21 protein-coding genes are annotated in these 22,578 nt (G+C 61.2%); 7 read left to right on the forward strand and 14 right to left on the reverse strand.

Annotation, left to right across the window (positions count from 1 at the left end; translation table 11 throughout):
• The 4 genes from OUZ52_RS12835 to hutU all read right to left on the reverse strand — a co-directional run.
• A partial coding sequence (locus OUZ52_RS12835; protein WP_266158794.1) for a PAS domain-containing protein occupies window positions 1-355 on the reverse strand: 355 nt, incomplete at its 3' end.
• Entirely contained in the window at window positions 255-1,433 is a 1,179-nt protein-coding gene (locus OUZ52_RS12840) for a PAS domain S-box protein (protein WP_266158795.1), read from the reverse strand. The genes OUZ52_RS12835 and OUZ52_RS12840, both read right to left, overlap by 101 nt.
• Window positions 1,434-1,502: 69 nt before the next feature.
• On the reverse strand, window positions 1,503-2,282 hold the full coding sequence (locus OUZ52_RS12845) for an iron-containing redox enzyme family protein (protein ID WP_266158796.1): 780 nt from the start codon (window positions 2,280-2,282) through the stop codon (window positions 1,503-1,505).
• 295 nt (window positions 2,283-2,577) lie between these two features.
• A complete protein-coding gene (gene hutU / locus OUZ52_RS12850) occupies window positions 2,578-4,248 on the reverse strand; it encodes a urocanate hydratase (RefSeq protein ID WP_266158797.1) in 1,671 nt (556 codons plus the stop codon).
• Between the two features lie 192 nt (window positions 4,249-4,440).
• Between hutU and OUZ52_RS12855 the strand changes: the two genes are divergently transcribed.
• Together OUZ52_RS12855 and OUZ52_RS12860 are read left to right on the forward strand one after the other, a co-directional pair.
• On the forward strand, window positions 4,441-5,952 hold the full coding sequence (locus OUZ52_RS12855; protein ID WP_266158798.1) for a DNA-3-methyladenine glycosylase 2 family protein: 1,512 nt from the start codon (window positions 4,441-4,443) through the stop codon (window positions 5,950-5,952).
• On the forward strand, window positions 5,949-6,503 hold the full coding sequence (locus tag OUZ52_RS12860) for a methylated-DNA--[protein]-cysteine S-methyltransferase (protein ID WP_266158799.1): 555 nt from the start codon (window positions 5,949-5,951) through the stop codon (window positions 6,501-6,503). Before OUZ52_RS12855 ends, OUZ52_RS12860 begins: the two co-directional genes overlap by 4 nt.
• 29 nt (window positions 6,504-6,532) lie before the next feature.
• Here OUZ52_RS12860 and OUZ52_RS12865 read toward each other — a convergent pair whose 3' ends face one another.
• Complete coding sequence (locus tag OUZ52_RS12865; protein WP_266158800.1) at window positions 6,533-6,949, reverse strand: hypothetical protein; 417 nt, start codon at window positions 6,947-6,949, stop codon at window positions 6,533-6,535.
• Window positions 6,950-6,998: 49 nt separating this feature from the next.
• On the opposite strand from OUZ52_RS12865, the gene OUZ52_RS12870 reads away from it, so the two are divergent.
• Complete coding sequence (locus OUZ52_RS12870; RefSeq protein ID WP_266158801.1) at window positions 6,999-8,303, forward strand: alkaline phosphatase family protein; 1,305 nt, start codon at window positions 6,999-7,001, stop codon at window positions 8,301-8,303.
• Between the two features lie 49 nt (window positions 8,304-8,352).
• Here the strand turns inward: OUZ52_RS12870 and OUZ52_RS12875 are convergent, their stop codons facing one another.
• Together OUZ52_RS12875 and OUZ52_RS12880 are read right to left on the reverse strand one after the other, a co-directional pair.
• Window positions 8,353-9,327 (reverse strand): TolB-like translocation protein, encoded by a 975-nt coding sequence (locus OUZ52_RS12875; protein WP_266158802.1) that lies wholly within the window; start codon window positions 9,325-9,327, stop codon window positions 8,353-8,355.
• The gene (locus tag OUZ52_RS12880) at window positions 9,328-10,326 is read right to left on the reverse strand and encodes a TolB-like translocation protein (RefSeq protein WP_266158803.1); all 999 of its coding nucleotides are present in this window, start codon (window positions 10,324-10,326) and stop codon (window positions 9,328-9,330) included.
• Window positions 10,327-10,538: 212 nt separating this feature from the next.
• On the opposite strand from OUZ52_RS12880, the gene OUZ52_RS12885 reads away from it, so the two are divergent.
• From OUZ52_RS12885 to OUZ52_RS12895, 3 genes are read left to right on the forward strand one after another with little or no spacing between them, the layout of a single operon-like run.
• Entirely contained in the window at window positions 10,539-11,789 is a 1,251-nt protein-coding gene (locus tag OUZ52_RS12885) for a sensor histidine kinase (RefSeq protein WP_266158804.1), read from the forward strand.
• On the forward strand, window positions 11,782-12,558 hold the full coding sequence (locus tag OUZ52_RS12890; RefSeq protein ID WP_266158805.1) for a LytR/AlgR family response regulator transcription factor: 777 nt from the start codon (window positions 11,782-11,784) through the stop codon (window positions 12,556-12,558). The genes OUZ52_RS12885 and OUZ52_RS12890 overlap by 8 nt, the downstream gene beginning before the upstream one ends.
• A 36-nt stretch (window positions 12,559-12,594) precedes the next feature.
• Window positions 12,595-12,972, forward strand: coding sequence for a hypothetical protein (locus OUZ52_RS12895; RefSeq protein WP_266158806.1), 378 nt, complete (start codon window positions 12,595-12,597; stop codon window positions 12,970-12,972).
• 41 nt (window positions 12,973-13,013) lie between these two features.
• Here OUZ52_RS12895 and OUZ52_RS12900 read toward each other — a convergent pair whose 3' ends face one another.
• The 5 genes from OUZ52_RS12900 to OUZ52_RS12920 form a co-directional block, all read right to left on the reverse strand.
• Window positions 13,014-13,445 carry an acetyltransferase gene (locus OUZ52_RS12900; RefSeq protein WP_266158807.1) on the reverse strand — a complete coding sequence of 144 codons (432 nt, stop codon included), beginning with the start codon at window positions 13,443-13,445 and terminating at the stop codon, window positions 13,014-13,016.
• 9 nt (window positions 13,446-13,454) lie between these two features.
• Complete coding sequence (locus OUZ52_RS12905) at window positions 13,455-16,484, reverse strand: glycoside hydrolase domain-containing protein (protein ID WP_266158808.1); 3,030 nt, start codon at window positions 16,482-16,484, stop codon at window positions 13,455-13,457.
• A gap of 84 nt (window positions 16,485-16,568) precedes the next feature.
• Window positions 16,569-17,555, reverse strand: coding sequence for a DMT family transporter (locus tag OUZ52_RS12910; protein WP_266158809.1), 987 nt, complete (start codon window positions 17,553-17,555; stop codon window positions 16,569-16,571).
• A gap of 85 nt (window positions 17,556-17,640) precedes the next feature.
• The gene (locus OUZ52_RS12915) at window positions 17,641-18,990 is read right to left on the reverse strand and encodes a sensor histidine kinase (protein ID WP_266158810.1); all 1,350 of its coding nucleotides are present in this window, start codon (window positions 18,988-18,990) and stop codon (window positions 17,641-17,643) included.
• Entirely contained in the window at window positions 18,987-19,682 is a 696-nt protein-coding gene (locus OUZ52_RS12920) for a response regulator (RefSeq protein WP_266158811.1), read from the reverse strand. Before OUZ52_RS12920 ends, OUZ52_RS12915 begins: the two co-directional genes overlap by 4 nt.
• Window positions 19,683-19,840: 158 nt before the next feature.
• On the opposite strand from OUZ52_RS12920, the gene OUZ52_RS12925 reads away from it, so the two are divergent.
• The gene (locus OUZ52_RS12925) at window positions 19,841-20,350 is read left to right on the forward strand and encodes a Spy/CpxP family protein refolding chaperone (protein ID WP_266158812.1); all 510 of its coding nucleotides are present in this window, start codon (window positions 19,841-19,843) and stop codon (window positions 20,348-20,350) included.
• A 176-nt stretch (window positions 20,351-20,526) separates the two neighbouring features.
• Here the strand turns inward: OUZ52_RS12925 and OUZ52_RS12930 are convergent, their stop codons facing one another.
• Window positions 20,527-21,645, reverse strand: coding sequence for an aldo/keto reductase (locus OUZ52_RS12930; protein ID WP_266158813.1), 1,119 nt, complete (start codon window positions 21,643-21,645; stop codon window positions 20,527-20,529).
• An 88-nt stretch (window positions 21,646-21,733) separates the two neighbouring features.
• Window positions 21,734-22,501, reverse strand: coding sequence for a glucose 1-dehydrogenase (locus OUZ52_RS12935; protein WP_266158814.1), 768 nt, complete (start codon window positions 22,499-22,501; stop codon window positions 21,734-21,736).
• Window positions 22,502-22,578 lie beyond the last annotated feature (77 nt).

The following is a 22,578-nucleotide window of genomic DNA, read 5'->3' on the forward strand; positions in this document are numbered from 1 at the left end:
TAAGCGCATCATGCGTCGCCAGATACTCCAGCCGCTGGCGGTCAGTCTTGCTGGCGGTAATGTCGGTAAACACCGCGACGTAGTGCTGTATGTCACCTTCGTGATTGCGGATAACGCTGATGCTCAGCCATTCGGGATAGGTGCTGCCATCGAGTCGGCGACTTTGTACTTCGCCAAACCAGTTGCCGCCCACGGCAATCGCGCTCCATATCGTGCTGGGCAATGGCTTGCCGTCGGGCAACAAGCGCATATCGTCAAAACGCACTTGCTGCAGCGCCTGCAAGGTGTAGCCGGTAAGCCTCGTATAGGCGGCATTGACCGCCACCGCCTTGCGCTCGGCATCGGCAATCACCACGCCCTCGGCAACGCTGGCCAAAGCCTCGGCGGCAATGCTCCATGCCAATGCGTTCGGAAATATCGCGAATAATCGCCTGCCGCACCGATTGCGCGCCCCAGGTCGCCAGGCTGCTATGCGTCTCCACCGGCTTGGCCTGCCCGTAGACACCTTGCAAGGTGCTGACCACCGAGGTGCCGACCAGCCGCGCACTGCCTGGCGCAAACAGACTGGCAAAACTATCGCCGACCAGTTCATCGCTTTCGCGGCCGGTCCATGCCGAAGCGGTACGGTTGGCATCGAGAATGCGTCCGCTGCTTTCATCCACCATCACGATGGCATCGGCGGCGCTGTCGAACAGCAGGCGGTAGCGCTCTTCGGTGCCGCGAATACTGGTCAGGATGCGCCATGCCATGCGTAGCCACAGCAAGGATGCCAGCAGCGCCGTCATCAGCACGCAGTAGAACAGCACGCGTCCAAGCCATGCCGCACCCTCGGCAATCTGCAGCGAGAAACGATTGCTGCGCGGCTCGATAAAATTATTGAGTTTCTGGATCCGCTCACGCCAGCGGGTCACTTCCAGCGCCGACACACCGCCGTGGGCGTAATCTCGTTTGAGCTGGTCGGCCATGCCGTCCAGCTCGATCAATGCATCGTCAACCGAGTGCCAGGCCTCCATCGCCTCCCCCATATAAGGAGCCTGGGAGAAATACTGCAGCATGAAGATCATCCCGGGGATGGCGGAAGGGATCACATCGCCATGCAGAAACGCGTTGGTGACTTCGCTTTTCTTGAAGTGGCCGCTGTCAATCGCGTCGCGCGCCCAGCGATCCGATTGAAGCACCGCATAGTTACGTTTGAAACTGGCCAAGTGTGTGGAGTCGCCGCTGAAGGCGTAGGCATCCAGGTCGATCACCGCCTGCTTTTGCGCCTTGGACCAAATGCTCTCGCCGTTGAGAAAACCGGCGAGAGCCACCTGAACCTGTAGTGCCCCCCAGGTCAAAGCCAGAATCAGTCCAATCACCGCCGCAAGCGCATAGACCAGCGGCAACAGTCGCCGAGACAGCGGTCTTTGCAAAGCGGCAGGGGCGATATGCATCGCGTCTTTATCCCATGATCAAGACTGCTTGAACCGGCTGACGCGTATCGACTCCCTCGAAAACGCTCGTTAGGCGGCAGCTTCTTCGCTCATTGCCCACAAAGCGCGACGCGCATCGAGGCACCGGTCGAGAGTGATTTGCATGCTGACGTAACTGCGCCGCACGCATTCGCCCAGATAAGCCACATCGGCTGAACTGGGTGCCGTTCCCATCAAGGTACAGACTATTTCCAATGCCTCCCACGGATGAGTATCGTCATAGGCTGCGTGAAGTTGAAGCCAACGCAAACTTGCTGTCCTGCTGCTTGCCGGAAAGCTTTCCTTGTAGGCGGCGCTATCGTAGAGCAGTTGCGACCACTCGCCCGTGGCCCCCTCAACTGCATAATTGGTAGCGATAATGCCTGCTGCCAGCGGTGCATTACCACTCACTTCTTCACACCAGTTAGCCAAGGTTTCAGTTCCCAAGGGGGTCGGCCCGTGGAATACCTCGCCTTGCGCCACCCCGGCACCTTCCGCCCAATGCAGCCAATACTCGGCGTGGTTCTGTTCAACCCGGATATTACGCACTAACCAGCGCCGCGCCATATTGTCGCCAGGGCTACGGCCATAGCGGGTTTTCAACAGATTTTGGGCCATATAGCCGGGAAAGCGTTCAATCACCGGCCACACCCCGACCATAAAATTGCGGGTCGAGCTGGCGTCCAGATCTCCATTACGCATGATCGACCATAGTTCGTGGTCGACCACCCCCTGCTTGGCATCCTCACACTCGGCCACCATGTCCTGCGCCCATTGCGGGTAGCTGGTCAATTCGGTCAGTGCGCCAGTGCGTTCAAATCGAGCGTTCATGCGAGTCTCCTTCAGAGTCAGATACAGCACGCAACAATGCGTGCCGCTTTGGTATGCCGACCCAGGAAATCCCGTGGTCGGTCGTACTCCGGTATCACAAGCGGTACCGGAAAACACCTTGACTCGCACTCGACTATGAAAGCTGAGCACCCTGCGCACCGAATATTTAACGTGCGCGTGAGCTCGTCATAACGTTTCCAAGAGGTAGTCCACGCCCTCCAAGCGACCCGTATCGGAATCACTCAAAGAACGTGAACCGGCCCCGGGAATGGCAGCAAGCTCTTACCTTCGCCAATCAAAGCATGGGCAGTTTCAGCCCCTGCTCTTTGGCGCACTGTGCAGCAAGCTCATAGCCTGCATCGGCATGCCGCATGACGCCCGTGCCTGGATCATTCCACAGCACGCGTGCGAGACGCTTATCTGCGGCTGTGGTGCCATCACACACGATCACCACACCCGAGTGTTGCGAGTAACCCATGCCGACACCACCGCCGTGATGCAGGCTGACCCAAGTCGCGCCGCCGGCCGTATTCAGCATGGCGTTCAACAACGGCCAGTCGCTGACCGCATCGCTGCCGTCTTTCATGGCCTCGGTTTCACGGTTGGGGCTGGCGACCGAGCCGGAATCGAGATGATCGCGACCGATCACCACCGGCGCCTTCAACTCGCCGTTGCGCACCATCTCGTTGAAAGCCAGGCCAAGCTTGTGACGTTGTCCCAGACCGACCCAGCAAATGCGTGCCGGCAGGCCTTGGAAACTGATGCGCTCGCGCGCCATGTCGAGCCAATTATGCAGATGCGCGTCGTCGGGAATCAGCTCTTTGACCTTGGCGTCGGTCTTGTAGATGTCCTCGGGATCGCCGGACAGCGCCACCCAGCGGAACGGCCCGACGCCACGGCAAAACAACGGCCGCACATAAGCCGGTACAAAACCCGGGAAGGCAAAAGCGTCGGCACAACCTTCGTCTTTCGCCATCTGGCGAATATTGTTGCCGTAATCGAAAGTGGCAATGCCCTGCTTATGGAACGCCAGCATCGCCTCGACATGAACGCGCATGGATTGCTTGGCGGCTTTTGCGGTACCAAGCGGATCGCTCTTGCGGCGCTCGAACCATTGCTGCACCGTCCAGCCCTGCGGCAGATAACCATTGACCGGATCGTGCGCGCTGGTCTGATCGGTCACCGCATCCGGGCGTACGCCACGGCGCACCAGTTCCGGCAATACATCGGCGGCATTGCCGAGCAAGGCGATCGATACCGCACGGCCTTCGGCGGTGTACTTGGCGATGCGCGCCAACGCGTCATCCAGATCGGTCGCCTGCTCATCGACGTAGCGGGTCTTGAGGCGGAAATCGATGCTGCTTTGCTGGCATTCGATATTCAGCGAGCTGGCACCCGCCAGGCTGGCAGCCAGCGGCTGCGCACCGCCCATGCCGCCGAGGCCGGCGGTAAGAATCCACTTGCCCTTCAGGCTACCGCCAAAATGCTGGCGGCCCATTTCGACAAAGGTTTCGTAGGTGCCCTGCACAATGCCCTGCGAGCCGATATAAATCCACGAACCGGCCGTCATCTGGCCGTACATCATCAGCCCTTTCTTATCCAGCTCGTTGAAGTGCTCCCAGTTCGCCCAGGCCGGCACCAGATTGGAATTCGCGATCAATACGCGCGGCGCATCGACATGGGTGGGAAACACGCCGACCGGTTTGCCCGACTGCACCAATAACGTCTCGTCATCGTTCAAGTCACGCAGCGCGCGCAGGATCGCGTCAAAGCATTCCCAGTTGCGCGCAGCACGGCCGATACCGCCGTAAACCACCAGCTCGGCGGGATTCTCCGCCACTTCGGGGTCGAGATTGTTTTGCAACATGCGAAACGGTGCTTCGCTAAGCCAGCTCTTACAAGACAACTCACTGCCCCGCGGAGCGCGGATGGTGCGGGTGGTATCGATACGTGTCGGTGCGTTCATGCAAATAACCTGAACAAGGAGGGCGAACCCCGATTATAGAGGTCCGTGACCCTAGCAAAGAGTGATTAAGTCCTTGTGAAACGGTCGCGGCCAGCGGGACTGGACCGAGGCCATACCTGCACAGGAAAATCGCTGGGTATTGATGTCCGAAAACGACGAGTTTGCGATCTTCCGCAATGCTAGCCTGCAGCCATGAGCTCATCACCAGACCCCGCCCTGCCGACCGAACATGTTTGCGAACAGGCTCGCTTAAGCCGCGACGCGCGATTTGACGGCCTGTTTTTCACCGCGGTCACCAGCACCGGCATTTATTGCCGACCGGTTTGCCCGGCCCCCGCGCCCAAGCCGCAAAACGTCCGCTACTACCCGAATGCAGCCGCTGCCGAAGCCGCAGGTTTTCGACCTTGCCTGCGCTGCCGCCCCGAGCTGGCCCCGGGCAACGATCAATGGCATCACGGCGAGCATGTGGTAACCCGCGCGCTCAAGCTGATCGAGCAAGGCTCGCTCGATGAACTGTCGCTGGAGCAATTGGCCGAACGCGTCGGCGTCGGTGCGCGCCAGCTGCGCCGGTTATTTGTCGAATGCCTGGGCGCACCACCGATCAGCGTCCATACCACACACCGGCTGCTGTTCGCCAAGCAACTGCTGACCGAGACCGCGCTGCCGGTAACCGAAGTCGCGCTGGCTTCTGGCTTTGGCAGCCTGCGCCGCTTTAATGCCGCGTTCTTGCAGGCCAACCGGATCCCACCGCGCGAACTGCGTCGGCGCCCGCGCGTCGGCGCGGATGATGCTCTGGTGCTGCGCAGGGGTTATCGGCCGCCGTACGATTTCGAGGCGATCCTGTCGTTTCTGCGCACCCGTGCCCTGCCCGGGGTGGAGCTGGTCGACGAGCACAGCTATGCCCGGGTATTCGGCCCAGCCGAGGCGCCTGGCTGGCTGCGCCTCAGCGCATGGCCCGGCGCAGAACACGCGCTACAACTGCAATTGCACTGCCCGCAGCCGGAACGATTGCTAGGCATCGTCAGCAAGCTGCGGCGGATGTTCGATCTCGATGCCGATCCACAACGCATCAGCGACACCTTACGCGACGACCGCGTGCTGAAACCGCTGCTGCAACGTCGACCGGGCCTGCGCCTGCCGGGTGGTTGGGACGGCTTTGAAATTGCGGTACGGGCGATTCTCGGCCAGCAAATCAGCGTGGCCGCCGCACGCACCTTGGCCACCCGCATCGTGCACCGCTATGGCACGCCCTTAAGCGTGCCGGCCATAGCCGGATTGGAGCGGCTCTTCCCTGGCCCGGAGGCACTTGCCGACGCGGATCTTGGCGCGCTCGGCCTGACCACGGCGCGCGCCAACACAGTGCGTGGCATGGCTCAGGCGCTACTGGATGGCCGTGTAGACTTCCGTAGCGAACAACCACTGGACGAATTTGTCAGTCGCTGGACCGAACTGGCCGGCATCGGCGAATGGACGGCACACTACATGGCGATGCGCGCGCTCAGCCATCCGGATGCCTTCCCCGCGGCCGACCTCATTCTGCGCCGCGTCGCCGCCGGCGATGCGCCCGAACTGAGCACTAAGGCGCTGACAGCGAAAGCCGAAGCCTGGCGCCCATGGCGGGCCTATACCGTGATGCACTTATGGCGCAGCGCCAGCGATGCGGCGCCTGCCCCACGCGCTCAACGGACGAAGTCGACGACATGAATACCGCCACCCGAAAAGCTGCTATTGAGCGCCTGTCGATCGACGACGACCGAACTTACTACTGCGACATGCCCGCGCCGATCGGCCCCTTGCGGCTGGCGGCCGACCGGCACGGCCTGCGGGATGTCTGGTTTCACATCGACCGGCGTCCCAAGGCGGCACCGGCAACATGGATACAGGCCACCGAGCCGCTTCAATTCGCCCGACGCCAGCTTGAGGAATATTTTGCCGGCGAGCGACAGGTGTTCGATTTGCCGCTGCACCCACATGGCACGGCCTTCCAGATGCAGGTTTGGCATGAACTGGCCAATATCCCCTTTGGCGTCACCATCAGCTACGGCGAACTGGCGCGGCGTATCGGCCAGCCATTGGCGGTTCGCGCGGTAGGTGCGGCAAACGGGCGTAATCCCTTGCCGATCGTGTTGCCCTGTCACCGGGTGATCGGCAGTAACGGCAGCCTGACCGGTTTTGGCGGCGGGCTACCGACCAAGCAATGGCTGCTGTCGATGGAAGATCGCGTCGCGCATGGCGATTTGTTTGCCGCCCGCTAACCGCTTTTCTCGACAGAACACTTGATGCGTTACTGGCCTCGGCTCGACGATGCATTGACCGCTGGCGGCAAAGACGGAACCACTGGGGGCGCCGCGGCGTTCCTATAGCGCTGAAGTAGATCTTGCTGGTTCATTCGATAACGCTGCTCGCGGGCCAGCTCGGCATCGTCGAACCGGCGTTTCGACAAGGGATTTTTCGCGCCAGGCGCCAGTACGGTTTTCAGCGTTTTCTGCCGCCGCTGCTCGTTCGGCGGCTGCCGCTTCAGCGACGGCTTGGAAGCCAGCGGGTGTTGTGCCGAAGGTGGCGAGATTTGAAGCTCAGGCTGTTGCAGCTGCCACGCCTGGGCGCCAGCGGTCGCACCCAACGCTATCGTGCCCATCAGCGTCACCAGCCACCCGGCATGCCTCGATGCCGTCCCCGGCAAAACCAAACGTGAAATAGTCATACGACTGGGCGATCATGGGGAATTGTCTTTCCATCCTACGACGACCCGTATGAAATTCTCGTTTCGCCCCTTTTCCATTCGTATGCTGTTCTGCGCCCTGGCGATGCTTAGCGCCGGCTGCGCCACCCAGCAGCCCCAGCCAGTAGCTACCCATGCGCCCATGCCGGCTCCAGCCATTCGCGCGGTCAAGCCGATGCCGCTGCTGTTGATCTCCATCGATGGCTATCGGGCGGATTACCTGGAACGCGGCCTCAGCCCCACGCTTGCCATGCTGGCGAAAAGCGGCGTGCGCGCGGCGTCGATGCAGCCATCGTTTCCCTCGCTGACGTTTCCCAATCACTACACCCTCGTCACCGGCTTGCGTCCCGATCATCATGGCATCGTCAATAACTCGATGAGCGATGCCCAGCTCGGCAAGTTTTCGCTGGGCAACCGCGCCGCGGTAAGCGACGGCCGCTGGTGGTCGCAGGGCACCCCGCTGTGGGAAACCGCCGGCCTGTACGGCCTGAAAAGCGCGACCATGTTCTGGCCGGGCTCCGAAGCCGATATTCACGGCAAACACCCGGACTACTGGAAACCCTACGACGGCAAAGTGACGCCGACTCAACGCGTGGAACAAATACTGGCCTGGCTCGACTTGCCCGCCGAGCAGCGGCCAAGCTTTTTAACCCTGTACTTCGATGCGGTCGATCACGCTAACCATGAGTACGGCCCCGATGCGCCCGAAGTGCGCAAGGCACTGCGCGAAACCGATGCGGCGCTGGCCCTGCTGGTGCAGGGTCTGAAGCAGCGCCAATTGTTCGACCATATCAATCTGATTGTGGTGTCCGACCACGGCATTGCAAAGGTGCCGCGCAAGAACGTCATCATGTTCGACAAGCTCATCCCACTGGCCCAGGTTGAAACTGTCAGCCTCGGTGTTCTTGCCGGATTCAACCCGAAGTCGAGCGATGCGGCATCCATGCAGAGTTTCGCCAAACTCACCGCCAAGCTGGAAGAGCCACAAAATCATATGCAGTGCTGGGACAAGAGCCGAGTGCCGACCCGGCTGGTTTACGGCAGCAATCCACGGGTACCCCAGTTGCTGTGCCTGGCCGATGTCGGCTGGCACTTCAGCAGCACCAGCGAACTGGCCAAGCGCAAAGGCAAATTAAGCCTGGGTGAGCACGGCTACGACAATATCGATACGGACATGCAAGCTACGTTTGTTGCCCACGGGCCCGCGTTTCTCGAAGGGATTCAAGTCAAGGCATTCCCGAACGTAGACGTCTATCCGTTGATGATTCATCTGCTAGGCCTGCCCCCCGCACCTAGCGACGGTGACTTCGACGCGGTCAAAGGCATGCTGAAGTAAACATGCTACGGCCGCGCCCTCTTACTCGGTAAAAGGGCGCGGCAACCGCTTATCGGCGCGCGTCCAGCCACGCTGCCAGCGATACGTACCAGATGTTGTAGTTGCCGTTATCCCAGGCATTCTGGCGTGCGGTATCGACCGTCGCTTGGGCAACGCTGCGTGGCAGCTGCACCGGCACCGTGCGTTCGCTGCTGAAATAAAGCGTGCGCTGATCCGGCCCCAGCCGCGCCTCCGCATCGGAGCCTTCGCTGTTTACCGTGGCACCCAGCCACACCGGCGATTGCCAGTTACCGTGATCGCGAAACGCGATGAACAAATCCATGCCGCGCTCAGGCTTGCGGCCTGAGCTGAACACGATAAACGACTCATCCGGTGCCACCGCGGGGTCGACGTCACTGACCAGTCCATCGCTAAACGGCAATGGCTGCCCGGCCTCCCAGCGGCCATCGCGATACTGCGAACGAAACAGCCGGAACTTGCCGGTGCTCGGCTGCGGATGCATGTAATAAACACTACCGTCTGCGGCGATGCTTGGCGCAAAGGTGGAGGTGCTGCTGTTGACTGTATCCGGCAATCGCTCGGGCGCGCTCCAGCCCTGCCCTTGACGTCGCACCAGCCACAAATTGCCGCCGGTCTGCTTGCTGCCTTGATAACTGCCTTCAACCGGCGCGCCGCCGACTTTCGCCGGACGGTTGGAAACAAACACCAGGTAAGAACCATCCGGTGCCATGGTCGGCTCAAGATCATTCCATGGCCCGGAAAACGGGGCGATAACAGGTGATGACCAGCCACTACTGCTACGCGTCGACACCAGGATGATCGATTTGGAGCCACTGCTGCGGCTGAAATAAACGGTATCGCCGTCCGCGGTAAAGGCCGGCGCGGAATCATGCGCCGGCCCGGAGATCACACCCGGCGCAAAGATCTGCGGCGAAGAGGCGTCCGGGGCGGCGGCAAAAACCCGCCACGACGCCATCAGCATCCCTAGGCACAAGCAGGGGAAACACAGTCGGCGGCGAATCATTCAACGTACTCCACTGGATGCCAACCGCGCATCCAGCCAAGGTGCCAATGAGATCTGCCAGATGTGCTTGGTGCCATTGTCCCAGGCCTGCATGCGAACCACGAAGGCCTTGGCCTCGGCCGGGCTGCGTGGATAACGCTCCGGCTCGTTGCGCGGGCTGCTGAAATAAAGCGTACGGCCATCCGTACCCAGGCGTGCCTCGATATTGCCGCTGGCGCCATTGACCGCGTCGCCCAGATCCATCGGCACGCCCCAACCAGCGCCGTGACGGAAGGCGATTTGCAAGCGGTTGCGATCGGCTTGCAAGGGATGATGTCGACTGAAGACGATAAAAGACTGATCCGGGGCGATCGCCGGGTCCACCTCTTCGCTGCCCGCATCGCTCAACGACAGCGGCGTGGGTGCCTGATACTGGCCATGCACATAAGCCGCGCGCCACAGATGAAAATAACCGTTGTCCGAATCCGGCTGCATGAAATACAAACTGCCATCGGCAGCGATACTGGGCGAGAACACACTGCTATGACGATTGACCAGCGCCGGCAATCGTTGCGGCAAACCCCAGCCGTCTCCATGCCGATCGACTCGCCACAGGTTGCCACCCATGCCCGGCCAGGTCTTGCCTTCGTAGACGCCATCGATGGCACGCCCCTCTGAGGTTAGCGGACGACTGGAAGCGAAGATCAAGAACGAGCCATCCGGCGCCATCGCCGGTTCCAGGTCGCTCCATTGACCGGAAAAAGGCGCAACCTTCGGCGTCGACCATTGGCCGCCCTGGCGATGCGACACCAGAATGGTCGATGTCGTCGGCGTGGCACTGGTGAAATAGACGCTGCGGCCATCAGGGCTGAAAGCCGGTGCAAGCACGTTGGTACCCGCTGAAATCACCCCCGGCGCGAAAATTTCCGGCTTGGCCTGGGCGAGCGTTGCCGCATAGCCAGTGAGAGTCGCGCCATAAACACCGAGCGCCATCAGCAAACCTGCCATCGGTCGCGACATAACCGCATTCCCCAGAGTCGATACACCGAAATACGCTGGGGCGATGCCTGTCGCATGTGCCGCCAGTCATAGCGGCCGCCGCTGACAGGTTTGGCCTGGCGCCCCCGCGGCTTGGTTCTGTCGGCGCTGATGACGTTTCGTCGCAAAGCGCATGACCTCGAGTTGCCGACAAAGCTACTCTCTGGCGCAATCTCAAGGGGACCAGCACCGCCATGCTTACCAGCGTCTTATTTGTCGCACGCATCACCCTCGCCTGGCTGGCGGCCTTTCTGCTGGCTGTCATCCTGTGGAATGTGAACAGTAACCACTCACCGCCCTGGCTCTTCTTTGCCTTGTTCTGGCTGACCTTGTGCGTGGTGTTCACCAGTGCCGTTTCGCATCTGCGCCGAGTCCGGCTGATTGCCGGTCATGTCGATGCCGGCACGCTGGCCAACCGGCAACGGCGCACTATCGAGATTCCGTTCGAGGCTGACGAAGCCTTCGACATCGTCGATGCGACCATCCGTGAACTGCCTTACGCCGAAGACATCGAAAGCGCCCGCGACAGCCTGCAAGTACGCGCCAAGGTCAAGCGCATCAATCCCTACAGCGACGTGACATCGTGGCGTCCACAGCGCATGGGCGCTCGCCGCATACAGCGCAACCAAGTACTGGCCACGGTGACCCCAGGCCATGGCGTCGGCAGTGTCACCTTGATCTGCGAACCCATCGGCGGCGCTTGGATGGATTGGTTCAAGGTCGACGACGGCACCAATCTGGAGAACGCCGAGGCGATCAGTCGGGCCATCACCCGCCGCATCAGCGAGCGCCGCCGCAGCGAGCAGGCGAGCGCCAAGCAAACCGTCACCGAGAAAGAACTCACCGTCGCCAAACTCAACCTGCTGCACGCCCAAGTCGAGCCGCACTTTCTCTACAACACCCTGGCCAGTGCACAGCACCTTACCCGCACCGATCCACCGCGCGCCGATGAAATGCTTGGCCATCTGATTACCTATTTGCGCCACTCCTTGCCGCGCACCGAGCACACGCCGTCGAATCTTGGCGCCGAGCTGGAACGCGCCCGGGCTTACCTGGACATTCTGAAAATCCGCATGGGCGCCCGCTTGAATCTGCAGATCGATGTACCCGAGGCGCTTTATACCGTGCCGTTCCCCGCCATGATGCTGCAAACCCTGGTCGAGAACGCCATCAAGCACGGCCTGGAACCACGCCCTGGCGGCGGCACCGTCTGGCTGCTGGCGCGTAGCAGCGGCAACGACATCAGCGTCACCGTCGCCGACGATGGCCAGGGTTTCAGTACGCAAAGCAGCGGCACCGGCATTGGCCTGAAGAATGTCCGCGAACGGCTGCAGCTGGCTTACGGCAAACGGGCTTCTTTTGCCATCGTGGCCAACTTCCCCAACGGCGTCGCCGCCACGATTACCGTGCCTAGCGTTCTTGAAGAGGGTGGCCAACATGCCTAAGTGTGTGATCGCTGAAGATGAAGCACTGCTGCGCGAAGCCATGTTGTCATCGCTCGCCCAGGCATGGCCGGATCTAGACATCGTCGCCGAATGCGAAGACGGCGGTAGCGCGCTCGATGCCATCGCCCAGCTGCAGCCCGAGGTCGCCTTTCTGGATATCCGCAGGCCCGGCCTGAACGGATTGGAGGTCGCGACAGCCGCCGCCGAAGCCAGCCCCGGCACCCATATCGTCTTCGTCACCGCCTACGATCAATACGCCATCGACGCGTTCGACAAGGGCGCCGTCGATTATCTGCTCAAGCCCATCGCGCCAGAACGGCTGGCGCAAACCGTTCAACGCCTGCGCGCCCGCATCCAGGGCGTCGACGCGAATATGCCCGATGCCGCCGCATTGGCTGCCTTGCTCCGGCAATTAAGTCTTGGTGCGACCTCGCCCAAAGCCGAGCCGCTGGTATGGATTACCGCCAGTGCAGGCAAGGAAACCCGCCTCATCATGGTCGATGACGTCGCCTATTTTCGTGCCGACAACAAGTACACCGTGGTGATGACCGCTGAAGGCGAGGCCTTGCTGCGCAAACCGATTCGCGAACTGCTCGACGTGCTCGACCCCAGCGCATTTCGGCAAATTCATCGCGCCACCATCGTCAACTTGAAAGCCATTGCCTCAATCGTCCGCGACGACACCGGCAAAGGCCTGGTCAAGCTGAAGCAGCGGCCAGAAACGCTTACCGTCAGCCAACCCTTCATGACCTTGTTTCGCCAGATGTAGTGGCGACACCACCTGCCTGCTAGAGGGAACGCTCCCATGCGAACGATTTTTGCGCTGACCTTATCGTTGTTATCGCTATTTAGCTGCGATCATCAACCCGGCACCACCATCGTCACCATCTCATCCGATGACAGCGAAAAGCTCTTTGCCGCCACCATCAAGCTCAGCCACGGCATTGGCGACTTCCAGTGCGCCCGCAGTACCGAAGGCAACTGTTACTACGTGGTGTTCTTGAATCACTGCGTCGCCGGCTCTACCGGCGACCATCAAGCCGCCGGCCAATGCACGGCCAAATTGCTTGAACAGTTCATGCTCGCCTCGGGTCAGAGCAAACAGATCAGCGGCTTGCCGGACGGCGTCAAATCATGTGTTGCGCACGAGGCCATTCCGGTGGCGCCGGGGTGCGCGAAATAGCCGCGGGCGATCGGCCTGCCATGGCGAAGATCGCCCGCCGTTCATAGCGCCATATGAATCAACGGAAACGGCCGGCCGGCCGCATCGGTATCCGAACGGCCCACATCGTTGAAACCATAGCGCCGATAAAAACCGTGGGCTTGAGGGTTTTGCTCATTGACGTCCACCGTCAATGTCTGGTGCATGGACTTCACGTGATCGAGCAAGCGCGTCCCGACGCTTCGACCACGCCTCGCCGGCTCGACGAACAGCATCTCGACATGGCTGCCGCCCATGCCGATAAAACCGGCGATATCACCCTCCACCGTGACGCAAACCCACACCTCGACACGGCGCAGATAAACGTCCCGCACCTGCGGGTAAAGCTCTTGAATATCCGCATCGGTGAGAAACGTATGGGTGGCGGTGACCGAACGCCGCCACACTTCGGCCAGGTTGGCGTTATCGGCCTCGACTCGCTTTCGAATAGGCATTGGCTTTTCTTACTCCAATATCAGCAACCATCCCTTGCCCGGCTCGACCGGAATCGGCTCACCCGGCTGGAACGTCGCCGCTGGCTGGAACTGCTCCACGGCAGGCGCGGTCAGCGTCAGCTTGCCAGGCTTCAGGCCCAGGGCTTTCCAGTCGATGTTCAAGCTCACCGAAGTCTGTTGTGGCGCCCACGAGGCCAAGGCGATCATGGTCTTGCCCTGGCGCACATAGCTGGTGGCAAGCACATCATCGCGACCGGTCTGCACCGGGGCATCGTGTACCCACCAACCAATCATCTGCGCCTGCTCGATGCCAAAGCTGTCCCATAGCTTCCACAACGGACGCGGATTGCTACCCGCCGACCAGCCAAGACGGCTGGTCATGCCAAACAGCATGCCACGCCATGGGTTGCCGTCGTGCTGCAACATCTCGCCCATCAGGCCATAGGGAATACCGGACATTTCGGTAAGCCAATAACTCGGCGAGGTTTTCTCGTAGTCAAACTCTTCGCCAAACCATAGCCGGTCGATGTACGGGAACAGTTCCATGTACAGCAGCGCACTGTTGATATAGCCATCGCGCGGGTTGTACTGACTGGCGGAGTGCAGATCGATCAGCGGATGCTCGCGATGGCGCTCCAGTACTTTACGTACGCGTTTCATGGTGGTGCGGTCGTAGGCCACGTCATCCAGATATAGGCCATCGATGCCGACGTTGCGGGCAAGCCAGTCCAGCCCTTCAATGTAATAGTTGTGCCAGCGGCTTTGGCCGGCGTTGATGATCGCCGCGTCGCGATTTTCCGGCACATGCCAGGCGGCGATGTAGTCGCCGTTGAGATGCTCTTGCAGCCATGAAAAACCACCGCCCTTGCCTGCGCTGATGACTTCATGGCCCAGGCTTTCGAGCATCGGCAACTCGGGCGCGCGATCGGAAACTTCGCGGACCGTGTCGTAGATTTTCACCTTCATGCCGCGTTGATGCGCCGCATCGATATAGGCCCGCATCTTGTCCGCTTGCAGAAACGGGTAATTGATCCACGGATTGATCGGCGTGGCGTGATGGATATTCACCACATCCGCGCCATCGCGCTTGATCTCGTCCAGATCGCCATACTTGTGAAAGTAACGCTCGGCGAAATGCTCGGCGGGTTTGATCGTCTTGAACGGGGTGACCCGCATCACGATGTCGTAATGCAGGGTTTGTCCAGCCGCCATCGTCCGCCCACCGCTAAAGGCCGTGACCACGTAGCGGGCGCCATCGCGCTTGAGCGTAACGCCGCCCTGGCCACCGTTATCCCACGAGGTCGGCATCAGCAACGGTTGCTGATGATAGAAGTTGGTATTGAGTGGGCGCTTGTAATGCTCGTCGCGCAGATGAAATTCAAGGCCGGCGTTGACTGCGCCAAGCCAGGCTCCGTCCTGGTTATTCTCGACATTCCACTTCCAGCTGAAATCGGCTGGCGCATGATCGCCCTGCCGCCCGAGCCCGAGCTGATACGTGGCCACCTCATTGCGCAGCGGAATCTCCAGCCGGATATCGCTAAGCGTGACTGGCTTGTCCGCCGTCAACGCGATGCTGTAGCTCAAGGTACCATCGGCCTCCAGCTGGGCCGATACGGCGCCTTGCAATGGACCGGCCTGACCGCTTACCTGCCAGTGCACCATGCCTGGACCATCCTGCTGTACCGCCGGCAGGTGCGCGGCATTCAAGGCGTGGACGCCAGCGGCGTCTTGCACCAACAAACGCATCGGCGCCGCCAGCATGGCCTGCGGCTGCTTGCTGAAAGCGGTCATGCGCTGGTCGAAATGGCTATCGATCTGCGCCGGCAAACCGCTGGCATCCAGGCTTACCTCACGCCCCAGGATGCCCAGCTTCGAACCCTTGATGCTGACCGCGGTGAATGGCTTCACCAACGTGTGGTCCTGAGCCAGGCTTGAGTTCATCCAGCGCAGCCGGGTGAGCTTGAAGGGGTCGTCATCGCCATGGGCCACGGCAACACCCGCAGCCACGATAATGGCCACGGGCACGCGCTGGGCGGGCACACCGTCGGCGCTGATCGTCAGCTCACCGCGATAACTGCCTGGCTTGGCATCGGCGGGAATATCCAGGCCCATCCACAGCGGCTGCACCCGCCCTTGCGCCACATTCACCCGGGCGCTGAACGGCTGCCCCGTATAGTCGATGCCGCCAAGATTGAAACAGGTCATCGCCTTGGACGAAATCGTGGCGCCGTCAGGGCCGTGCAAATCAGTGAAGCTCACCTGCACGTTGTTCACCGAGCTACGCGGGGCCCACAGACCGACCTGGAAACTCAGATACTCGCCGCGCAAGGCGCTGTCGCTGAACTCGCCGCCGGCGCCACGCTGCGCCCAGCGTTCGGGTAGCGCATCCAGCATGCGAATCGGGTTGGCCCGCGTTTCCGGAAACAGCAGCAAGGCGGATGCGGCATTCGCGGCCAGTAACGATTGCATTTCAGCCGGCGTGGCGCTGCGCTCCATGGCGGTATAGGCGTCGAAATCGTCCACCGCCTCGTAGCCGAGCACTTTTGCCTGCGGCAAGCGCTGCCAGGTTTTCGCATCAGCGCCCGTCTTGCGTGCCCAGCTCGGATCGGCGGTGTCTTTCGCCGCCGGGTAAGTCACGCTGGGGTAGTTGCTGCGACCGTTGCTGAGATACGGCTGGTAGTAAATCGCGTAGACGCCGGCGCTGGTTGCCTGAAAGACCAATTCACCACTGGCGCGGTCGATAGCGCCGCGCAATACATTGGCAACGATCTTGCCGTCCGGCCCCGTCACGATCAGCGCAAGCTGTTCTGGATGCGCATCGCGGCGACGCCACGGCAAGATGACGTGCACGGCATCAGCCGCCTGCGCCACCTGCACCGTATAGCGATGATTGCCGTAGGCCTGCGCGTCCCAGCGCAAAGGCTGCTCCAGCGGTGTGGTCGCAAAGGTCGCGCCGGCACTGCCTAGCGAAGCCATCGTCAACAGGCACAGAGTCAGGCGGCCCGTAGCCAGGTTGAATCGACGTTGCCGTTTGCTCATTCCGTTTTCATCCCTTGCTTGATCATCAACTACGACCGACCTCAAGATGTAACCCGTCATGCCGGAATGGGCAAGCGCAAGAAGTCATGCACTGCGATCGCCGCGCAAAACACTAACGGCCTCGGCATCACCGGCGGCATCGCGGCCGCTGATCAGGCCGAACAAGGCAATACCAAGCATGATCGCCAAGGCGCCCAGCGCCGCATAACCGTGAGGCCACGCCTCATGCAGAAACAATGCACCGAGCACGGTCGCAAACAGCAGTTCGGCCGCCTGCATCGCCTCTACCGCGGCCAAGGCTCCGGGCTCGCGCTGCACCATGTCCGTGGCGCGGAAAAACATCACCGTCGCAATCACCCCGGACGACAACGCCACGCCACCGGCGAGCAACATTTCACGCAGTCCCGGCGGGCCCACGGTGAACCACGCCATCACCGCGAACAGCAGCCAAAGCGGCCAGCTGCACAAGGTCATGCCAAAAACCCGCTGTACCGTATTCAACTGTGTTTCGCCGTGTTCCAGATGCAATAGCAGCATGCGATTGCCCAAGGGGTAAGCAAAGGCCGATAACAGCACCGCGCCCATGGCCAACCCGTCAGCAAGACTCAGCTGCCCTTTGGCATGCCCCCATTGCATCGCCGATACACCCAACACGATCAGCAGTCCGATGGCCAGGCTGCGCCAGGCAAGACGCCGTCGCTCATCGCGATAAATCAGTGGCGCCAGCAACGGGCCGGCCAGAACGGTGATTTGAAAGCTACCGGCAATCAGCCACGACGGGCCACTGCTCGCCGCCCAGGTCAACGGTATGCCGAACAAGACAAAACCGACGCTGCTCCACAGCCACCAGGTACGTGGATACCGGCGCAACTCTTTCGGTAACTGCCCCAGGCCGCCTTGAAATGGCAAGACCAGCGCCAGCATCGGCAGGGTAAACAGATAGCGCAGGATGCCGGCCCAGGCCCAATGGCCGCCCCCGGCGACCAGGCTGCGGTTAAGCACATAGGTCAAGGTGAAAAACAGGGCCGCGCATAGCGCCAACCCCACGGCGGCGAGAGCGTTCGAGCGCATCGGCATCCGACGGACAAAGAAGCTGAGTGTGGCAAATCAGGACACGCTTGCGTAGGACTCTTGGAAAACACGTACTCAAGCGCGCTTACACGGGCATCCGAAACTGCACCTCAAGCCCGCCGCCCTCGCCGTTCTTGGCGTAAATTTCACCGCCATGCACATGTGCCACACGTTGCGCGATGGCCAAGCCCAGGCCATGGCCATCGGCCCGCACCGCATTGCTGCCGCGAAAAAATGGCCGGAACAGCAGCTGCAATTCATCCAGCGGAACCCCGGGGCCATGGTCGCGAATGGTCACGTCGGCATGGCCTTGGATGAGCAACACACTGACGTCGACGCGGCCATGCTCAGGGCTGAACTTGATCGCGTTGGCGATCAGATTGTCCAACGCACGCTCAAGCAAGATGGCGTTGCCGCTGACGATCAGCGCAGCGGCATGATTCAGCTGCAGGGAAATACCGCGCGCCTCGGCTTCGACGCTGGCCACCCGCAGGCGCTCAGCCACCAGCTCACTGAGATCCAGCGGCTCACGCTCAATACCGGGCAAGCCGCTTTCAAGTCGCGACAGGGCCAGCATCTCCGCGGTGAGGCGGTCGAGACGGCCAATTTCACGTTCGGCACGTTGAAAATGCGCAGCCGCTTCATCGGCCTGCTTGCTGTGCTGGGCCAGATCCAGAATCAATTGCAACCGCGCCAGCGGCGAACGCAGTTCATGGGATAAATCCTGCAACACGCCGCGATCGTGATTGATCAAGGTTTCGGTGCGCTCGGCCATGGCATTGAAATCACGCGAGAGCTGGCCCAGCTCGTCGTGTTTCGCGCTCCAGCGCTGGGCGACTCGCGCCGAAAACTCTCCGGCGGTCATGCGCTTGGTGGCATGGCGCAAGGCTTCAATCGGCCGCGACACACTACGCGCAATCCACCAGCCGGCCACGCCGATCAAGAGCAACGAAAGCCCCAGCTGCACGACCAGCGAAACCTTTTGCCGCACCCCTCGCGGCAGCCGCGCGCGCGCATTGCTGAAGGCCACCAATTGACGGGTATGCCCATCGCTTCCGCTGACCTGCTGCACGGCCACTTCGTAGCCGGGCCAGGGCTTGAGCACGAGGTCACGCTGCTCACCCAGCCATGTCGGTATCGATTGCCGTATCGCCAATGGCAAACGCACCTCACGCAGGGCTTGACCCTTTTCGAACAGGGTGGCCTCCACGCCGTCTTGCCGCTGTTGCCTGGCCCAGTCGTCCAGGGCATCCACGCCACCGTTTTCGTAGGCCTGGTTGGCCGATTGCGCCAGCTCGGTCCAGTTCACTTCTTGAATCGTCGAATACTCAATGAAACGACGAGTCAGAAAACCGCCCAGCAGCAGCACCAGCAAATTGACCGCGCAAAAACCGATCAGCAGGCGCCAGAACAACGGACTTCTAAATGAGTTCATACGCGCGGCTGCGTACCGCTGACCAACACATAACCCGACCCGCGCACCGATTCGATACGCGGCGATTGCTTGGACGCCTGCAACAATTTTTGCCGCACACGACTGATGTGCACATCGATGCTGCGGTCGAAGCGCTCCAATTCACGCCCCAGGGCCGCGCGCGTCAAGGTGGCTTTGTCGATGACTTCGCCGGTGCGCTGAACCAGGGTAAGCAAGAGCAGGAACTCGGCGCCGGTCAGGGTCAACTCCCGTTCGCTTGCATAGGCACGCCGCTCGCCCGGCAACAGCCGCAGATTGCCCACCGCCAGCGCCCCGGCGCCCTCCACGGTATGCCGCCGCAACCGCGCCCGCACGCGTGCCAGCAACTCGCGTGGCAGGCAGGGCTTGGACAAGTAATCGTCCGCACCAAGCTCAAGGCCGACCACCCGATCGACCGGCTCGCCCCGTGCCGACAGCATGATGACCGGCAAGCGATGTTGCAGGCGCAGCTCACGCAAGGTGTCCAGCCCGTTACGGCCAGGCATCATCACGTCGAGGATCAGCAGATCGGGGCGCAAGGCCGGATCGCGCAATTGCTCCAGCGCCGCCTCGCTGTCATGCACAGCCTCTACCTGCATACCCTCGCGCCGCAGGTATTCGGCGAGCAAGGCACACAGTTCACGGTCATCGTCAACGAGCAGAATTCGGGACATAGCTGGATGGGGGTGGGGAACCAGTCAGGCGCAAACCTAAGCCACCCGGGCCGCTGCATGGCCCGGCTTTACGCATCTTTACCTGCGCGCAAAGATCTTATACGCGTTCCTGTCATCCAATGTGTTGCAAGTTGACCCCACCCAACAGGAGCACTTCCATGCGTAAGTTCATCCCCCTTTCGATCCTTTTGACGGCGGCCATCGGCTGCTCGGCGCTGGTCTTTGCCGCACCGGGCGGCGGTGATTTCGGCCCCGGCGGCGAAGGTGGCCATGGTCACGGTCGCGGCGGCGAGGGTTTTCGCGAGCTGCAGAAACTGAACCTCAGCGACGCTCAGCGTGCCAGCATCAAGGACATCGTCAAGCAGGGCTTTGCCCAGCTCAAGCCGCAAATGCAGGCAGTGCATCAGCAGCGTGCCGCGTTCGAGGCATTGACCCCGGATTCACCGAATTATCAGTCGACCGCCGCCAGCCTGGCCCAGGCCGAGGGTCAGCTCACTGTCGCTCGCGCCACGCAGCGCGCTGCTTCGAATGCGCAGATTTACGCGGTGCTGAATGCCGCGCAGAAAGCGCAGCTGGCCACGCTGAAGGCCGCACGCCTGGCACGGATGCAGCAATGGCAGCAGTTCAAGGCGCAAAACCCGCAGCCTGCGGCCACCCCGGCTCAGTAATCGGCCAAGTGATCGGCCTGCACCCATACTTATAACAACAGCGATTACCTCCCCCTGACTGCATGCGGGGGGAGGTCGGGAGGGGGGAAGGAGCATGGCGCAACCCCCTCCCACCTTTTTGCTTGAGCTAGGGCCTGTTCACGCTAATCACCCATGCCTGCCAAGCCCAGCCCCGGTCAATCTTTATGGGCCAGTTCAGGCGCCGGCATCGCCGCCACCCATACTCCAGGTGCATAGCCGGCCGGCTTGTTGCCCACCGCCACGCCACCGTGGATGCGCGTTTGCTGCCTATCGGCGTACATGTAATACGGGAACGGCGTTGCCGGTGCGCTGGCGTTATCGAGTTGTGCCCGCAGCTCGCGCGGTAGCTCGAAATCCAGAGCAGCCAGATTGTCATCCAATTGCGCCAGCTTGGTCGCGCCGATAATCACCGAACCGATACCCGGCTGCGTGGCCGCCCAGTTCAATGCCACTTGCGCCATCGGGCGGCCGATCTCTTTCGCTACCGATTCCAACGCAGCGACTATCTGCCAGTTGCGCTCGGTGAAGCGGTCAAAGCCCGGTGCGCCACTGATTTTGGCCAAACGCCCCTCACCCGCGCCGCCGCTTTCGCTGGGCCGATATTTGCCCGATAGCAAGCCCATGGCCAGCGGACTCCAGGCGGTGATGCCCATGCCCAGCTCGGTCGCCAGCGGCACGAACTCATGCTCGATATGCCGCTCGACCAAGGAGTATTCCAACTGCAAATTGACCAAGGGGGTCAGTGCATGCACTTCGGCCCAGGTCTGTGCGCGAGCTGCATACCACGCCGGCACATCGGACAAACCGGCGTAGCGAATCTTGCCTGCGCGCACCAAGTCATCCAGCGTACGCATCACTTCTTCGACCGGGGTGATGCGATCCCAGGTATGCAACAGGTAAAGGTCGATGTAGTCGGTGCGCAAGCGGCGCAATGAACCCTCCACCGCACGCATGATGTTCTTGCGGCCATTGCCACCCGCATTCGGATTACCCGGCTGCGCGTTGTAGGTGAACTTGGTCGACACCACCACCTGATCGCGCGTGCCGCTGTCGGCGATAAATTTGCCGAGCAGGGTTTCACTGCTGCCCTCGGTATACATGTCGGCGGTATCGATGAAGTTGCCGCCGGCCGCGAGGTAACGATCGAACATGGCGCGCGCAGTATCTTCCGCGGCGCCCCAGCCCCAGTCATTGCCGAAGGTCATGGTGCCAAGTGCGAGCGGACTGATACGCAGGCCGGAACGGCCGAGGGTGTAGTACTTCTGCAAAGACATGCTGAGCTCCTATCGAATATCGAATGTCATTCCCTTCCAGCCAGGCAAGCCCGGATAAAAGCAAGCCCGGATAAAAGGTTGTTGCCGATTACTGCGCGAGGTATCCGCCGTCCATCACCAGCCCGTGCCCGCTGAAGAAACTGGCTTTATCGGAGGCCAGGAACAACACCGCCTCGGCCACTTCTTCGCTGCTGCCGATACGCCCCGCCGCGGTACCTTTGGCAAAGCCGTATTTACTGTCGTCGTTGCCCCACAGGCGATCCTGTAGCGGCGTATCGATGATGCCGGGATTCACCGCGTTGATCCGGATGCCGTGCGGAAAATATTCCAGCGCCGCCGTCTTGGTCAGGCCCATCACGGCGTGTTTGCTGGCGATATACAGCGCGGCATTCGGAAAGCCGATGTAAGCACCCATCGATGAATTATTGATGATGGCGCCGCCACCGCTTTTCAGCATGGCGGCGATCTGATGCTTCATGCCCCAGAACACGCTGCGCACATTGGTGTTCATGACCTGATCGAAGTTGTCGTTGGTTTGCTCCAGCAAGGGGGCGATCTGTCCTTCCATGCCAGCGTTGTTGAAGGCGATATCCAGACGTCCATAGTTAGTGATCGCGGTGTCAACCAGCCGCTGCATGTCTTGTTCTTGCGTCACATCGGCCGCCACGAAGATAGCCGTGCCACCAGCGGCCCGGATCGAGGCGGCGATAGCCTCCCCCTCCGCTTGCCGGCGTGCCGCCAGCACCACCTTGGCGCCCTCGCGTGCAAACGCCCGCGCCGTGGCGGCGCCGATACCCGATGAAGCCCCCGTTACCACGACGACCTTATTGTTTAGCTGGAATCCCGAAACGGTCATAAGCCTTGCCCTCTATGAGTGGATGGGGCGTAGCTTGAGACTTGCCATTTCAAAGAAAAATACGGATCTTGTGCATG

This window comes from Dyella silvatica (assembly GCF_026283955.1).
In the GTDB taxonomy this organism is placed as follows: domain Bacteria; phylum Pseudomonadota; class Gammaproteobacteria; order Xanthomonadales; family Rhodanobacteraceae; genus Dyella_C; species Dyella_C silvatica.

Excerpts from the sequence above, each read along its gene's own strand:
- hutU (WP_266158797.1), bottom strand. The coding sequence starts at position 4,248 with ATGAACGCACCGACACGTATCGATACCACCCGCACCATCCGCGCTCCG.
- OUZ52_RS12900 (WP_266158807.1), bottom strand. The coding sequence starts at position 13,445 with ATGCCTATTCGAAAGCGAGTCGAGGCCGATAACGCCAACCTGGCCGAA.
- OUZ52_RS12880 (WP_266158803.1), bottom strand. The coding sequence starts at position 10,326 with ATGTCGCGACCGATGGCAGGTTTGCTGATGGCGCTCGGTGTTTATGGC.
- OUZ52_RS12890 (WP_266158805.1), top strand. The coding sequence starts at position 11,782 with ATGCCTAAGTGTGTGATCGCTGAAGATGAAGCACTGCTGCGCGAAGCC.
- OUZ52_RS12920 (WP_266158811.1), bottom strand. The coding sequence starts at position 19,682 with ATGTCCCGAATTCTGCTCGTTGACGATGACCGTGAACTGTGTGCCTTG.
- OUZ52_RS12915 (WP_266158810.1), bottom strand. The coding sequence starts at position 18,990 with ATGAACTCATTTAGAAGTCCGTTGTTCTGGCGCCTGCTGATCGGTTTT.
- OUZ52_RS12930 (WP_266158813.1), bottom strand. The coding sequence starts at position 21,645 with ATGTCTTTGCAGAAGTACTACACCCTCGGCCGTTCCGGCCTGCGTATC.
- OUZ52_RS12840 (WP_266158795.1), bottom strand. The coding sequence starts at position 1,433 with ATGCATATCGCCCCTGCCGCTTTGCAAAGACCGCTGTCTCGGCGACTG.
- OUZ52_RS12935 (WP_266158814.1), bottom strand. The coding sequence starts at position 22,501 with ATGACCGTTTCGGGATTCCAGCTAAACAATAAGGTCGTCGTGGTAACG.
- OUZ52_RS12875 (WP_266158802.1), bottom strand. The coding sequence starts at position 9,327 with ATGATTCGCCGCCGACTGTGTTTCCCCTGCTTGTGCCTAGGGATGCTG.
- OUZ52_RS12895 (WP_266158806.1), top strand. The coding sequence starts at position 12,595 with ATGCGAACGATTTTTGCGCTGACCTTATCGTTGTTATCGCTATTTAGC.
- OUZ52_RS12860 (WP_266158799.1), top strand. The coding sequence starts at position 5,949 with ATGAATACCGCCACCCGAAAAGCTGCTATTGAGCGCCTGTCGATCGAC.
- OUZ52_RS12845 (WP_266158796.1), bottom strand. The coding sequence starts at position 2,282 with ATGAACGCTCGATTTGAACGCACTGGCGCACTGACCGAATTGACCAGC.
- OUZ52_RS12870 (WP_266158801.1), top strand. The coding sequence starts at position 6,999 with ATGAAATTCTCGTTTCGCCCCTTTTCCATTCGTATGCTGTTCTGCGCC.
- OUZ52_RS12865 (WP_266158800.1), bottom strand. The coding sequence starts at position 6,949 with ATGACTATTTCACGTTTGGTTTTGCCGGGGACGGCATCGAGGCATGCC.
- OUZ52_RS12885 (WP_266158804.1), top strand. The coding sequence starts at position 10,539 with ATGCTTACCAGCGTCTTATTTGTCGCACGCATCACCCTCGCCTGGCTG.
- OUZ52_RS12910 (WP_266158809.1), bottom strand. The coding sequence starts at position 17,555 with ATGCGCTCGAACGCTCTCGCCGCCGTGGGGTTGGCGCTATGCGCGGCC.
- OUZ52_RS12905 (WP_266158808.1), bottom strand. The coding sequence starts at position 16,484 with ATGAGCAAACGGCAACGTCGATTCAACCTGGCTACGGGCCGCCTGACT.
- OUZ52_RS12855 (WP_266158798.1), top strand. The coding sequence starts at position 4,441 with ATGAGCTCATCACCAGACCCCGCCCTGCCGACCGAACATGTTTGCGAA.
- OUZ52_RS12925 (WP_266158812.1), top strand. The coding sequence starts at position 19,841 with ATGCGTAAGTTCATCCCCCTTTCGATCCTTTTGACGGCGGCCATCGGC.